This is a genomic window from Cryobacterium sp. TMT1-2-1, assembly GCF_004403955.1.
Taxonomy (GTDB): Bacteria; Actinomycetota; Actinomycetes; order Actinomycetales; family Microbacteriaceae; genus Cryobacterium; species Cryobacterium psychrotolerans.
In genome coordinates this window covers 1-12,339 of the sequence record NZ_SOHC01000003.1, presented here as the reverse complement: position 1 = coordinate 12,339, position 12,339 = coordinate 1, and the positions used below count along the sequence as shown (strand labels likewise).

At 68.8% G+C, this 12,339-nt stretch carries 12 protein-coding genes; 10 read left to right on the top strand and 2 right to left on the bottom strand.

Annotation, left to right across the window (positions count from 1 at the left end; translation table 11 throughout):
* Nucleotides 1–77 precede the first annotated feature (77 nt).
* Genes E3T33_RS00565 through E3T33_RS00555 form a run of 3 tightly spaced genes read left to right on the top strand, consistent with a single transcriptional unit; the run spans nucleotide 78 to nucleotide 1,647 of the window.
* Nucleotides 78–632, top strand: coding sequence for a MarR family transcriptional regulator (locus E3T33_RS00565; protein WP_092321455.1), 555 nt, complete (start codon nucleotides 78–80; stop codon nucleotides 630–632).
* A complete protein-coding gene (locus E3T33_RS00560; protein WP_092321456.1) occupies nucleotides 629–1,156 on the top strand; it encodes an adenine phosphoribosyltransferase in 528 nt (175 codons plus the stop codon). The genes E3T33_RS00565 and E3T33_RS00560 overlap by 4 nt, the downstream gene beginning before the upstream one ends.
* A gap of 41 nt (nucleotides 1,157–1,197) precedes the next feature.
* Entirely contained in the window at nucleotides 1,198–1,647 is a 450-nt protein-coding gene (locus tag E3T33_RS00555; protein ID WP_092321457.1) for an NUDIX domain-containing protein, read from the top strand.
* Nucleotides 1,648–1,664: 17 nt separating this feature from the next.
* On the opposite strand, the gene E3T33_RS00550 is transcribed toward E3T33_RS00555, so the two are convergent.
* On the bottom strand, nucleotides 1,665–4,139 hold the full coding sequence (locus E3T33_RS00550; protein WP_134574529.1) for an ATP-dependent DNA ligase: 2,475 nt from the start codon (nucleotides 4,137–4,139) through the stop codon (nucleotides 1,665–1,667).
* Between the two features lie 68 nt (nucleotides 4,140–4,207).
* Between E3T33_RS00550 and E3T33_RS00545 the strand changes: the two genes are divergently transcribed.
* The 5 genes from E3T33_RS00545 to E3T33_RS00525 all read left to right on the top strand — a co-directional run bounded on the left by E3T33_RS00545 (nucleotide 4,208) and on the right by E3T33_RS00525 (nucleotide 7,642).
* Complete coding sequence (locus E3T33_RS00545) at nucleotides 4,208–5,074, top strand: Ku protein (RefSeq protein WP_134574528.1); 867 nt, start codon at nucleotides 4,208–4,210, stop codon at nucleotides 5,072–5,074.
* Between the two features lie 50 nt (nucleotides 5,075–5,124).
* A complete protein-coding gene (locus E3T33_RS00540) occupies nucleotides 5,125–5,742 on the top strand; it encodes a CDP-alcohol phosphatidyltransferase family protein (RefSeq protein WP_092321460.1) in 618 nt (205 codons plus the stop codon).
* A 10-nt stretch (nucleotides 5,743–5,752) separates the two neighbouring features.
* The gene (locus E3T33_RS00535; protein ID WP_241977115.1) at nucleotides 5,753–6,232 is read left to right on the top strand and encodes an FHA domain-containing protein; all 480 of its coding nucleotides are present in this window, start codon (nucleotides 5,753–5,755) and stop codon (nucleotides 6,230–6,232) included.
* Nucleotides 6,232–6,930: a MerR family transcriptional regulator gene (locus tag E3T33_RS00530; protein ID WP_092321462.1), complete on the top strand. Its 699-nt coding sequence runs from the start codon at nucleotides 6,232–6,234 to the stop codon at nucleotides 6,928–6,930. Before E3T33_RS00535 ends, E3T33_RS00530 begins: the two co-directional genes overlap by 1 nt.
* 160 nt (nucleotides 6,931–7,090) lie before the next feature.
* A complete protein-coding gene (locus E3T33_RS00525; RefSeq protein ID WP_092321463.1) occupies nucleotides 7,091–7,642 on the top strand; it encodes a MerR family transcriptional regulator in 552 nt (183 codons plus the stop codon).
* Nucleotides 7,643–7,748: 106 nt separating this feature from the next.
* On the opposite strand, the gene E3T33_RS00520 is transcribed toward E3T33_RS00525, so the two are convergent.
* Nucleotides 7,749–8,561 carry a ParA family protein gene (locus tag E3T33_RS00520; protein WP_092321699.1) on the bottom strand — a complete coding sequence of 271 codons (813 nt, stop codon included), beginning with the start codon at nucleotides 8,559–8,561 and terminating at the stop codon, nucleotides 7,749–7,751.
* Nucleotides 8,562–8,638: 77 nt separating this feature from the next.
* Between E3T33_RS00520 and E3T33_RS00515 the strand changes: the two genes are divergently transcribed.
* Nucleotides 8,639–12,043, top strand: coding sequence for a pyruvate carboxylase (locus E3T33_RS00515; protein ID WP_092321464.1), 3,405 nt, complete (start codon nucleotides 8,639–8,641; stop codon nucleotides 12,041–12,043).
* Nucleotides 12,044–12,080: 37 nt separating this feature from the next.
* Nucleotides 12,081–12,339: hypothetical protein (locus E3T33_RS00510; RefSeq protein ID WP_134574527.1), on the top strand; the 259-nt coding region annotated here is incomplete at its 3' end.

The following is a 12,339-nucleotide window of genomic DNA, read 5'->3' as shown; positions in this document are numbered from 1 at the left end:
TACTCCCTCTTCTGTCGGCCAAGATACCCGAAAAAGTACCTAACCAAGTTAGCGATAGGTCACGTTAGCATTTGGCCATGCCTGAACGAAAAGAACCGGAAGAGCCATCGGCATCATTTTGGTATCGGGCCGACGATGACGAGGTCGTCCGCGCCATGCGCGTGCTCGAGTCCCTGCGCCGCTTTCGCGCCGCCGACAGCGCCATGCGTCACCGCACCCAGGCCGAGATGGACATGAACGAGACCGACCTCCTGGCCATCCGGCACCTGATCGCCGCGGAGGCACGGGGGAGCGCCGTCGGCCCGAAGGATCTCAGCGCGGTGCTGGGTATTTCGTCCGCGGCGACGGCGAAGCTGCTGTCCCGGCTCGTCGAATCCGGCCACATCCGGCGGGAGCCTCACCCGAGCGATCGCCGGGCTCAGCTGCTCCACGCGACGCCTGGCGCGCACAGGGAGGTGCGGGCGACGCTCTCGGCGATGCACGGGCGGATGCTGGACGTCGCCGAGGGTCTCAGCGTCGCCCAGCAGAAGGCCGTCATCCATTTTCTGGACACGCTCAGCCTTGCCGTGTCCGCGCCCGTCGTCACCCCGCGGACTCCTGGCCGCGGGCCAGCGCCTACGCTGGAACGGTGACTTCTCCCGCCGCCGCGCACGTTCGCTCCCTCCTCGCCTCGTACCCCGACTTCCCGCAGCCGGGGATCATGTTCCGGGACCTCAACCCGGTTTTCGCCAACGCCGCGGCGTTTCGCAGCATCGTCGATGAACTCGTCGACGGCCATCACGGCCGATTCGACGCCGTCGCGGGGATCGAGGCGCGCGGCTTCCTGCTCGCGGCGGCCGTCGGTTACGCGGCGGATGTGGCCGTGCTGGCCGTCCGCAAGGGCGGCAAGCTGCCCGGCACCGTCCTGACCGAGGAGTACGACCTCGAGTATGGTTCGGCCCGGCTGGAACTCGAGGTGGGCCAGCTGCCGGCCGGTTCCCGTGTGCTCGTGCTCGACGACGTCCTGGCCACGGGGGGCACCGTCGCGGCGACGTCGCGCCTGATCGAGCGCGCGGGGTACGTCCTGGCCGGCGTGGGCGTCGTGGTGGAGCTCACGGATCTGGCCGGCCGAAGCCGACTCGGCGATGCGAGCGTGCACGCAGTCGTCTCGATCTGACCGCTCAGCGAGCCGGGCATCCGGTGAGGCATGCTTGAAGCATGAGCGGCAGCGGCGACAACTGGGTCTACGCGCCCGACGGCGCCAGGTTCTGGGGCCGCTTCGGGGCCGCGGGCCTGTTGGTGCACCACCACGAGCTCGGGGTTCTGCTGCAACATCGGGCAGTCTGGAGCCACTTCGGCGGCTCCTGGGGTCTCCCGGGCGGCGCGCGCCACGAACACGAAACCGCGTTGGAAGCCGCCATTCGCGAGGCGGAGGAAGAGGCCGGTGTCCCGGCCCACCTGCTGCGCGTGCGGTTCACCTCGGTGCTCGACCTCGGCTTCTGGTCGTACACGACGGTCGTCGTGCGCGCGACGGCGCGCTTCGAACCGGTGATCAGCGACCAGGAGAGCATCGCGCTGCGCTGGGTTGCCGTCCCCGACGTCGACGAGCTGCCGTTGCATCCCGGTTTCGCCGAGAGCTGGCCGCGGATTCGGGCCCGGCTCGAGTAGCGGGCAAGACAGGCGCCTCACCCCGGTGCCGGCTCTTCCCGCACGACATCCGCGGGGGACTTTTCCGGCCGCCAGCCTCGCCACGACGGTTGCCGCAGCCGCCCTGAGGACGTCCACTCGGCAAACTCGACCTCCCCGACCAGGACCGGCCGCACCCAGGTGGCGCCCCGCGCGTCGATCGGCGGCACGTCGGCGAACGGGCTCGTGCTGCGCTCGAGCGGGGCCAGGCGCTTCAGCGCATCGGCCAGGTCGCGATCCCGGAATCCGGTGCCCACGCGCCCCACGTAGGCCAGGGAGCCTTCGTGCGGAATGCCGAGGAGCAGCGCCCCGATGGTGCCCCCGCGGTGACCGTTGCCGGGGCGCCAGCCGCCGATGACGACCTCCTGGCTGCGGTGGTGCTTGAGCTTGAGCCACGTCCTGGAGCGCCGGCCCGTGCGGTAGTCGCCGTCGAGTTCCTTGGCGATCACCCCCTCGAGGCCGAGGTCGCGGCTGCTCCGGAAGGCCGCGGCGAAGTCCCCGTCGAACGTGGGCGGCACATGCACGGTCCCGGCGGAGGCCACCGTCTCCTCGAGTGCCCGCCGGCGCTGGGCGTACGGCTCCCGGGTGAGCGGCTCGCCGCCGCGCTCCAGCAGGTCGAAGACCATGAAATGCACGGGCGTGCCGGCCCTGGCCGCGCGCACGTCCCTGGCCGCGCTCAGCCCCATCCGGGTCTGCAGGAGGCCGAAATCCGGACGACCGCGGCGATTGAGCGCGACGACCTCCCCGTCGAGCACCGCCGAGTCCGCCCTGACCGCATCGAGGAGCCCTTCGACGATCTCGGGGTACGCGGCCGTGACGTCGTTGCCGTTCCGGGTGAGAAGACTCACGCTGCGCTCGGTGCCCTCCGTCGACAGGTACGCGATTGCGCGGATCCCGTCCCACTTCATCTCGAACGACCACTCGTCCTCGTCGCGCAGGTCGCTCGGTGAGCCGAGGGCTGCGAGCATCGGGGAGTACGACCGCCCGCGAGCGGCCAGGGTGACGCCGGTGGCGGTGGCGGTGGCGGTGACGTCCACGGTCGCGGTAGCGGCTGCCTGGGCGGTGGCGCCGACGGCCCGCCTGGGGGGCGTCGCGGCCTTCATCAGGTGGATCAGCCAGTTCTTGTCACCACCGTCCCGGCCGGTGCGGATGAGGGCGATCCGGCGCGGCTCGCCGAGCCCGCCCCCCGGCTCGCCGCGGAGCGTCGCGATCACCTCGTCGTCGCGCCACTTCTCCAGTTCGTACTCGCCGCGGTCCCAGATCGTGACCTCGCCGGCCCCGTATTCCCCGGCCGGAATGGTCCCCTCGAACGAGCCGTATTCCAGCGGGTGGTCTTCGGTGTGCACGGCGAGGTGGTTCCGGGCCGGGTCGGTCGGCACGCCCTTCGGCAGCGCCCAGGAGACGAGCACCCCGTCGCGTTCGAGCCGCAGGTCGTGGTGCAGCCGGCGCGCGTGGTGCTCCTGGATCACGAAGGTCCGGCCGGAGGATGCCGCGGCGGGGGCCTCCGGAACAGGCTCGGGTGTCCTGGCCCGGTTGCGTTTGCCCCGGTAGGCCGCCAGCTTGTCCTCGTCGTCCGGTGCCGCCGGCGCACCGAGCAACTCCTCGAGCGGATCCCGGCGATGCTTCATCCGGGCGATGACCTGTTCGAGATCGAGCTGCTTGAGCTGCGGTGACGCCAGCTCGCGCCAGGTGCGGGGCGCGGCGACCATCGGGCGGAACGTCCCCCGCAGCGAGTAGGGCGTGATCGTCGTCTTCGCCGCGCTGTTCTGGCTCCAGTCCACCAGCACCTTGCCTGCGCGGCGGGCGATCTTCATGTCGCTGACGATGAGGTCCGGGTGGTCGGCCTCCAGCGCCCTGGCCAGCTCGTGCGCCACCCGGGACACCTCGTCCGAGGTGTGGCTGAGGTCGAGCGCGGCGTAGAGATGGATGCCTTTGCTCCCGCTCGTCACCGGCATCGGGTCGAGATTCATGTCGCGCAGGATGACTCGGGCCAGCCGGGCGACCTCGGCGCACTCGGCGAGAGTCGCGCCTTCGCCCGGGTCGAGGTCCAGCACGAGTCGGTCGGGGTTCCTCGGCTGGCCGCCCCGGCCGAACTGCCACTGCGGGACGTGGATTTCGAGCGCGGCCATCTGGGCCAGCCAGGTCAGCGTGGCCAGGTCATTGACCAGCGGATAATCCACGGCGCGGTCGGTGTGCAGGATGCGCCCGCGCTTGACCCAGTCGGGCGTGGCGGCCGGGAGGTTCTTCTCGAAGAACATCTGCCCCGGCTCGCCTGGCGTTCCTACGCCGTGCACCCAGCGCTTGCGAGTGGCGGGGCGGTTCCGTGCGTGGGAGATCAGCAGGTCGGCCACGGCGGCGTAGTAGCCGAGGACATCCGCCTTGGTGGTACCGGTTTCGGGGTACAGCACCTTGGCGAGGTTGGTCAGTTTGATCCGCCGACTACCGACGAGCACGACCTGCGTGGTCTCGGCCATGCCCTCAGCATGCCCTTCCGGGCCTGGTGTAGCTAGCCCGATCGGGCCTTGCGGTGTGTACTGGATTCATGAGATCGATCTGGAAGGGTGCGATCACCTTCGGTCTGGTCAACGTGCCGGTCAAGGTCTACAGCGCCACGGAAGACCACGACATCGCGCTGCACCAGGTGCACGACACCGACGGCGGGCGCATCAAGTACCAGCGGCGCTGCGAAGTCTGCGGCCGCGTCGTGGACTATGCGCACATTGCGAAGGCATTCGATGACGGCGACAAGACGGTGATCCTGACCGAGGAAGACATCAAATCCCTGCCGGAGGAGAGGAGCCGCGACATCGACGTGGTCGAGTTCGTACCGACCGAGCAGCTCGACCCGATCATGTTCGAGCGAAGTTACTACCTCGAGCCGGACGGCAAATCCTCCAAGGCCTACGTGCTCCTCCGGCAAACGCTCGAAGCGACCGACCGCACGGCGATCGTGCACTTCGCGCTCCGGCAGAAGTCCCGCCTCGGCGCCCTGCGCGTGCGCGGCGACGTCCTGCTGCTGCAGTCACTGCTCTGGGGCGATGAGATCCGCCAGGCGAGCTTCCCGGCACTGGAGCAGAAGGTCGCGATCTCCGGCAAGGAACTCGACATGGCAGCGGCGCTCGTCGACTCGTTCTCGTCCGACTTCACCCCCCAGGACTTCACCGACGACTACCAGGAGCACCTGCGCGTGCTGATCGACGCGAAACTCGCCCAGGGTGACGCGGTCGACACCGCCGCGACCTTCGGCGAGGAGCTCACGGGCGAGGAGGCCGGCGGGGGAGCGGTGCTCGACCTGATGGAGGCGCTCAAGCGCAGCGTCGAACGCAGCCGCGGACCCGGCAAGAAGGACGATGCCTCCGAGTCCCCGCACACGGGGAAGGGCACGCGCAGAGCGAAGTCATCGGCGTAGACGGCCGGCGTTCGCCCCGGCCCTGCGGACGATCACTAGACTCGGGAACTGTGACAGGGGCAACGGGAAACCAGGTGAGTACGAGGGTATGGACGGTACCCAATCTGCTGAGCATGCTGCGCCTGCTTCTCGTTCCCGTATTCCTGGTGCTGCTCGTCGTCGGGGAAGACGCCTGGGCGCTCCTGGTGCTGGCGGTCGCCAGCCTCACGGACTTCCTCGATGGCCTCATCGCCCGGAGGTGGGGACTCATCACCCGCCTTGGCCAGCTCCTCGACCCGGCGGCGGATCGGCTGTACATCTTCGCGGCGCTCCTCGGCCTGGCCTGGCGGGAAGTGGTGCCCTGGTGGTTCGTCGTGCTCGTCGTCGGGCGGGATGTCTTCATGCTCGTCCTCGGCGTGATCCTCGCCAACTTCGGCTTCGGTCCGCTCCCGGTGCACCAGCTCGGCAAAGCCGCCACCTTCTGTCTCTTTTACGCCCTGCCGATGATCATGCTCGGCCAGGCCTTTCCGGACCTTGCCTGGTGGTCCCAACCGGTGGGCTGGGCCTTCGGTCTCTGGGGCGTTTTCCTCTACTGGTGGGCCGGCGTCATCTACGCCGTCGAAACCGCCCGGGTGATTCGGATCCCGCGTGCCGATCCGGCCTCGCGATCCGATACGCTGGATGTCTAGGAGGTCTACGGTGGGCGATTTCGATCAGAAGAACGAACCCGAGCGCAGGCCTGCGCCCGAAAACACCGACACAACGCTGACTTTCAGCCAGGAGTTCGCAGCGCACCTTGCCGCGATCGACGGTGACGTCACGGCCGAAGAGCAGGAAGCCATCGCGGCACTGCCGTCCGGATCGGCACTTCTCGTCGTTCGTCGGGGCCCCAATTCGGGGGCACGCTTCCTCCTCGACGCCGATCTCACGAGCGTCGGCCGGCACCCCAACGCCGACATCTTCCTCGATGACGTGACCGTGTCGCGCCGTCACGCAGAGTTCCTCCGCAGCGGCACGGTCTTCGAGGTGAAAGACCTCGGCTCGCTCAACGGGACCTACTTCGATGGCACGCGGATCGAATCAGCACGCCTGACCGATGGCTCAGAGGTGCAGGTCGGCAAGTTCCGTCTCACGTTCTACGCCTCGCGGCTCGACCTCGCGCACCTGGCGAGCGAATAGTGCCCGCGACCGCCGCCCGGGCCAGAAACCCGGGTGCAGCGCCGCTATTGAGCATTGGCCAGGTCCTGGCTCGGTTGACGCCTGAATTCGGCGACCTGACGCCCTCGAAGCTGCGGTTCCTCGAGGAACAGGGCCTCGTGTCTCCGGCTCGCACCGAATCCGGCTACCGCAAGTTCTGCGCCGGCGACCTCGATCGACTGCGCCTCATTCTCTCCATGCAGCGCGACTACTACCTGCCGTTGAAGGTCATCCGGAGCTACCTCGACGACCTCGATGCCGGGCTCTCGCCGACGTTGCCCGGCGGCGCCGTGCCCGGCCCGACGATGCTGAGCGCGATGCGCCGGTTCCAGCGCGACGAATTGGTGCGCGAAGCCGGGGCATCCGCCGCGCTCATGCACGACGCCGTGTCGGCGTCGATCATCATCCCGGCCGACTACTACAGCGAAGACGCGCTGCAGGTGCTGCGGGCGCTCGTCGAGTTACAGCGAAGCGGCATCGAACCTCGTCACCTGCGCGGCTTCCGGGGCGCCGCCGAACGCGAGCTCGGCCTGATCGAAAGCGCCCTTGTGCCGCTGTCCCGCCGCAAGGATCCCTCCAGCCGCGCCAAGGCGGCCGACACGGCCGTCGAGATCGCCGGCCAGCTGGAGATCATCCGCAGCAGCCTGATTCGCTCCGCACTGGGCCGACTGACGAAGTAGGCCGTACACTGGAAGACGGCGAGAGTGGAGAGCGTTTCCGCCCCGGCGCCGACCCTGACTTCGACACGCCCCGCCCCTTCGGGCGGATGGGCGGTCCGGCTCGATAACGTGGACACAGCGATCCGAATATCGCAGACAAAAACCCTCGAGAGGCGATCGAATGAGTGAACTCAATCCCCGTGATGACGCCTCACGCTACGGTCTTGGACTTCTCTTCACCGACGGAATGCCCGAACTCGACGAGAACTCGGGCTACCGAGGCGCCGTCGCCGCTCGCGCCGCCGGTATCAGCTACCGCCAGCTCGACTACTGGGCTCGCACCGAACTGGTCGAACCTACCGTGCGTGGGGCCGCAGGATCCGGGTCGCAGCGCCTCTACGGATTCCGCGACATCCTGGTCCTCAAGCTCGTGAAGCGCCTCCTCGACACCGGGATCTCGCTCCAGCAGATCCGCACCGCCGTCAACCAGCTTCGCGAATCCGGTGTGAGCGACCTGGCCCAGACCACCCTCATGAGCGACGGAGCCAGCGTGTACCTGTGCACCTCCAACGACGAGGTCATCGACCTCGTCAGCCGGGGTCAGGGCGTGTTCGGCATCGCCGTCGGCAAGGTGCTGCGCGAGGTCGAGAGCAGCCTGGTCGAACTGGACACCCAGACCGTCGACCCCACCGACGAACTCGCCCAGCGCCGCAGCACCCGCAAGATCTCCTGACCGCCCCCAGTCGCCCCGCGCCTCTGACCGTCGAGTTTGGCGGTTCCGGTTGAGCTTGCCTGGCACGCCCGTCAAGCTCGACCGCAAGCGTCAAGCTCGGCGAGAACTAGGTCGCGGGCTGTTCGGCGTATTCGCCGATGCGGGCGGTGCGCAGCACTCGTTCGAGCAGCTGATCGAAGTAGCCGGCCATCTCCTGCGCGCTTTCACCCGGCCAGATGTGCAGCGGCTTCGCTGCGCCCTGGGCCTGCTGCAGCGAGGTGCGCTCCGGCAGCTGGGGGCTGAGCACGAGCGGGCCGAACATGTCGCGCAGTTCCTTGATCCGGAACTGGTGCTCCATGGACGCCGTGCGGGCACGGTTGACGATGATGCCCAGCGGCTGGAGGCGCGGGCTCAGACCGCGGCGGATCTCTTCGATTGCGCGCAGGGCGCGGTCGGCGGCGGCCACGGAGAACAGGCCGGGCTCGGTGACGACGGCGACGCGGTCACTGGCGGCCCAGGCCGTGCGGGTGAGGGCGTTGAGTGACGGGGCGCAGTCGATGAGCACGAGGTCGTACTCCTTTTCGACGGTCGACAAGGCTTCTTCGAGCTTCCAGATATCGCGGATGCTGGGGTGCGGGCCGTCGAAGTTGATCGCCGAGGGACTGCCGATCATGACGTCGATCGTGCCCTGGCGGCCGCGCGTCCACCCGCTCGGGGCGATCGCGGCGCGCACGGTCTTCTCCTTGGGGGAGGCCAGCACGTCGGCGACGTTGAGGTGCCCGGCGACCTGGATGTCCATCCCGGTCGACACATCCGACTGGGGATCGAGATCCACGACGAGGGTGCGCACACCGCGGGCGAAGGCAGCAGAAGCCAGACCAAGGGTCACCGTGGTCTTTCCTACGCCTCCCTTGAGGGAGCTGACGCTGAGTACATGCACAATCGACAACGTTACCTTCACTAGTCTTAGAGAACCTAACCGTCAGCTGTGTGCCGCGCCACGCTCGAAAGGTCTGAATGTTCTCCAAAATCCTCGTTGCCAACCGTGGAGAGATCGCGATTCGCGCGTTCCGAGCGGCCTATGAACTCGGTGCCAAGACGGTGGCCGTGTTCCCCTATGAGGACCGGAGCTCCCTGCACCGCCTGAAGGCCGATGAGGCGTACCAGATCGGCGAGCCCGGACACCCGGTGCGCGCGTACCTGGACGTGAGCGAGATCATCCGGGTGGCGAAGGAGAGCGGCGCCGACGCCATTTACCCCGGTTACGGTTTCCTTTCCGAGAACCCTGAATTGGCCGAGGCCGCCGCGGAGGCCGGGATCGCGTTCATCGGCCCGGGCAAGAGCGTGCTGGAAATGGCCGGCAACAAGGTCACGGCCAAGGACTACGCGATCGCCGCCGGCGTGCCGGTGCTGCAGTCCACGCGTCCGTCCCTGGACGTGGACGAGCTGATCGGCCAGGCGGCCGAGATCGGCTTCCCTTTGTTCGCGAAGGCCGTCGCCGGCGGCGGCGGGCGCGGGATGCGCCGGGTCGACTCCGCCAAGGACCTCCGGGGCTCCCTCGAGGAGGCGATGCGCGAGGCCAAGAGCGCGTTCGGCGACGCCACCATGTTCCTCGAGCAGGCGGTGCTCCGCCCCCGGCACATCGAGGTGCAGATCCTCGCGGACTCCACCGGTGAGACCGTGCACCTGTTCGAACGCGACTGCTCGGTGCAGCGCCGTCACCAGAAGGTGATCGAGATCGCGCCGGCGCCGAACCTCTCCGATGAGATCCGCGAGCGCCTCTACAAGGACGCCATCGCGTTCGCCAAATCGATCGGATACGTCAACGCCGGCACCGTCGAGTTCCTGCTGGACACCGTGGGGGAGCGCGCGGGCAAGCACGTGTTCATCGAGATGAACCCGCGGATCCAGGTCGAGCACACGGTCACCGAGGAGGTCACCGATGTGGACCTCGTTCAGTCGCAGATGCGGATCGCGGCCGGGCAGACCCTCGCCGAACTGGGCCTGACCCAGGACAAGATCCAGATGCGCGGGGTCGCCCTGCAGTGCCGGATCACGACCGAGGATCCCAATGCGGGTTTCCGCCCGGACACGGGAAAGATCACCACGTACCGGTCCCCGGGCGGTGCCGGCATCCGGATGGACGGCGGAACGATCAACCCCGGCGCCCAGATCAGCCCCCACTTCGACTCGATGCTCTCCAAGCTCACCTGCCGCGGCCGCGACTACGCCTCGGCCGTGACCCGCTCCAAGCGGGCGCTGGCGGAGTTCCGCATCCGCGGGGTCTCGACGAACATCCCGTTCCTGCAGGCCGTACTCGACGACCCGGACTTCGCCGCCGGTGACCTGAGCACGTCCTTCATCGATGAGCGCCCGCACCTGCTGCGCGGCCGCCCGTCGAAGGACCGCGGCACGAAGATCATCAACTGGCTCGCCGACGTCACCGTCAACCAGCCCAACGGCGCCCCCACCACCGCCGTGCACCCGGCCGAGAAGCTGCCGCCGATCGATCTGACCCTTCCGGCTCCGGCCGGGTCGCGCCAGCGGCTGCTCGAACTCGGCCCGAAGGGGTTCGCGACCGCCCTGCGCGCGCAGACCGCCCTGGCCGTCACCGACACGACCTTCCGTGACGCTCACCAGTCCCTGCTCGCCACCCGGGTGCGCACGCGGGACCTGGTCGCCGCGGCGCCGTACGTGGCCCGGATGACCCCCGAGCTGCTCTCGGTCGAGGCCTGGGGCGGCGCGACCTACGACGTCGCCCTCCGGTTCCTCGGCGAAGACCCGTGGGAGCGCCTGGCGGCCCTGCGTGAGGCGCTGCCGAACATCAACATCCAGATGCTTCTCCGCGGCCGCAACACGGTGGGCTACACGCCGTACCCGACCGAGGTGACGGATGCGTTCGTGCGCGAAGCGTCCGACACCGGAGTGGACATCTTCCGCATCTTCGACGCGTTGAACGACGTGAACCAGATGCGCCCGGCCATCGACGCGGTCCTGGCCACGGGCACCAGCCTGGCCGAGGTCGCCGTCTGCTACACCGGCGACCTGCTCGACCCCGCCGAGAACCTCTACACGCTGGACTACTACCTGCGCCTGGCCGAGCAGATCGTGGACTCCGGCGCGCATGTCCTGGCGATCAAGGACATGGCCGGGCTGCTGCGCCCCGCGGCCGCGGAAAAGCTCGTCACCGCGTTCCGGGACCGGTTCGACCTGCCGGTGCACGTGCACACCCACGACACCCCCGGCGGCCAGCTGGCCACGCTCCTCGCGGCATCCCGCGCCGGAGCGGACGCCGTCGACGTGGCCAGCGCCCCGTTGGCCGGCACGACCAGCCAGCCGTCCGCGTCGTCCCTGGTCGCAGCGCTGGCGCACACGGAACGCGACACCGGCCTGTCGCTGCAGAACGTATGCGACCTGGAGCCGTACTGGGAGGCCGTGCGGCACGTCTACCGGCCGTTCGAGTCCGGCCTGGCCTCGCCGACCGGGCGCGTGTACAAGCACGAGATCCCCGGCGGCCAGCTGTCCAACCTGCGCACCCAGGCGGTCGCGCTCGGCCTGGCCGACCACTTCGAACTGATTGAGGACATGTACGCCGCGGCGAACACCATCCTCGGCCGGGTGCCCAAGGTCACCCCGTCGTCCAAGGTCGTCGGCGACCTCGCGCTGTACCTCGCCGCGGTGCGCGCCGACCCGGCCGACTTCGAGCAGAACCCGGACAAGTACGACGTGCCCGACTCGGTCATCGGGTTCATGGCCGGCGAGCTGGGCGACCTGCCCGGCGGCTGGCCCGAGCCCTTCCGCAGCAAGGTGCTCGCCGGCAAGACCATCCGGATCGGGGTCACCGAGATCACCGCCGAGGAACGCGCCGCCCTGGCCGGTGACAGCCACACCCGCCAGGCCATGCTCAACCAGCTGCTCTTCCCCGCGCCGACGCGCCAGTTCGAGCAGAGCCGTGAACTGTACGGCGACCTGTCCGTCATCGACACCGTCGACTACCTTTACGGGCTCAAGCAGGGCCACGAACACGTGATCGAGCTCGAGAAGGGCGTGCGCCTGTACGCCGGGCTCGAGGCCATCGGCGACGCGGACGACAAGGGCATGCGCACGGTCATGACCATCCTGAACGGGCAGCTCCGCCCGGTGTTCGTGCGCGACCGCAGCATCACGGTCGAGACGAAGGTGGCCGAGAAAGCGGATGCCAACCAGCCCGGCCAGGTTGCCGCCCCGTTCTCCGGCGTGGTCACCCTGCAGGTCGAGGAAGGCGCCCCGGTCAAGGCCGGCCAGAGCGTGGCATCCATCGAAGCCATGAAGATGGAGGCGGCGATCACCAGCCCCATCGACGGCTTCGTGGAGCGGGTGGCGATTCCCAGGACCCAGCAGGTCGATGCGGGCGATCTGCTCGTGGTGGTGCGCCCACGGTAGGATAGGTCCCCGATCCACCGACGAGGAGACTGGACTGTTGCCAGACACACGCAGGGACGACGAGAACGTCGGTCGGCGGCCCACGGCCAAGACGGGCGCCGACCCGGTCGCTCCGCCGACTGATGAGTATCACAGCGAGCTTCTGCCGCACACGGTCGAGAACCGGGCTTCGGCTCTCCCGGAGAGCCTGAGCATCCCGCTCGGCGTCGCGGACGCGCCGCGGCGGTCCGTGACGCGCACGGCGGCCCCCGCCCGGACGGGCAGGGACGCTGCGGCCGCCCGGGCCCCGCAGGCCG

Coding starts and splice junctions, on each gene's coding strand:
- E3T33_RS00550 (WP_134574529.1), bottom strand. CDS start 4,139: ATGGCCGAGACCACGCAGGTCGTGCTCGTCGGTAGTCGGCGGATCAAA.
- E3T33_RS00545 (WP_134574528.1), top strand. CDS start 4,208: ATGAGATCGATCTGGAAGGGTGCGATCACCTTCGGTCTGGTCAACGTG.
- E3T33_RS00565 (WP_092321455.1), top strand. CDS start 78: ATGCCTGAACGAAAAGAACCGGAAGAGCCATCGGCATCATTTTGGTAT.
- E3T33_RS00525 (WP_092321463.1), top strand. CDS start 7,091: ATGAGTGAACTCAATCCCCGTGATGACGCCTCACGCTACGGTCTTGGA.
- E3T33_RS00515 (WP_092321464.1), top strand. CDS start 8,639: ATGTTCTCCAAAATCCTCGTTGCCAACCGTGGAGAGATCGCGATTCGC.
- E3T33_RS00555 (WP_092321457.1), top strand. CDS start 1,198: ATGAGCGGCAGCGGCGACAACTGGGTCTACGCGCCCGACGGCGCCAGG.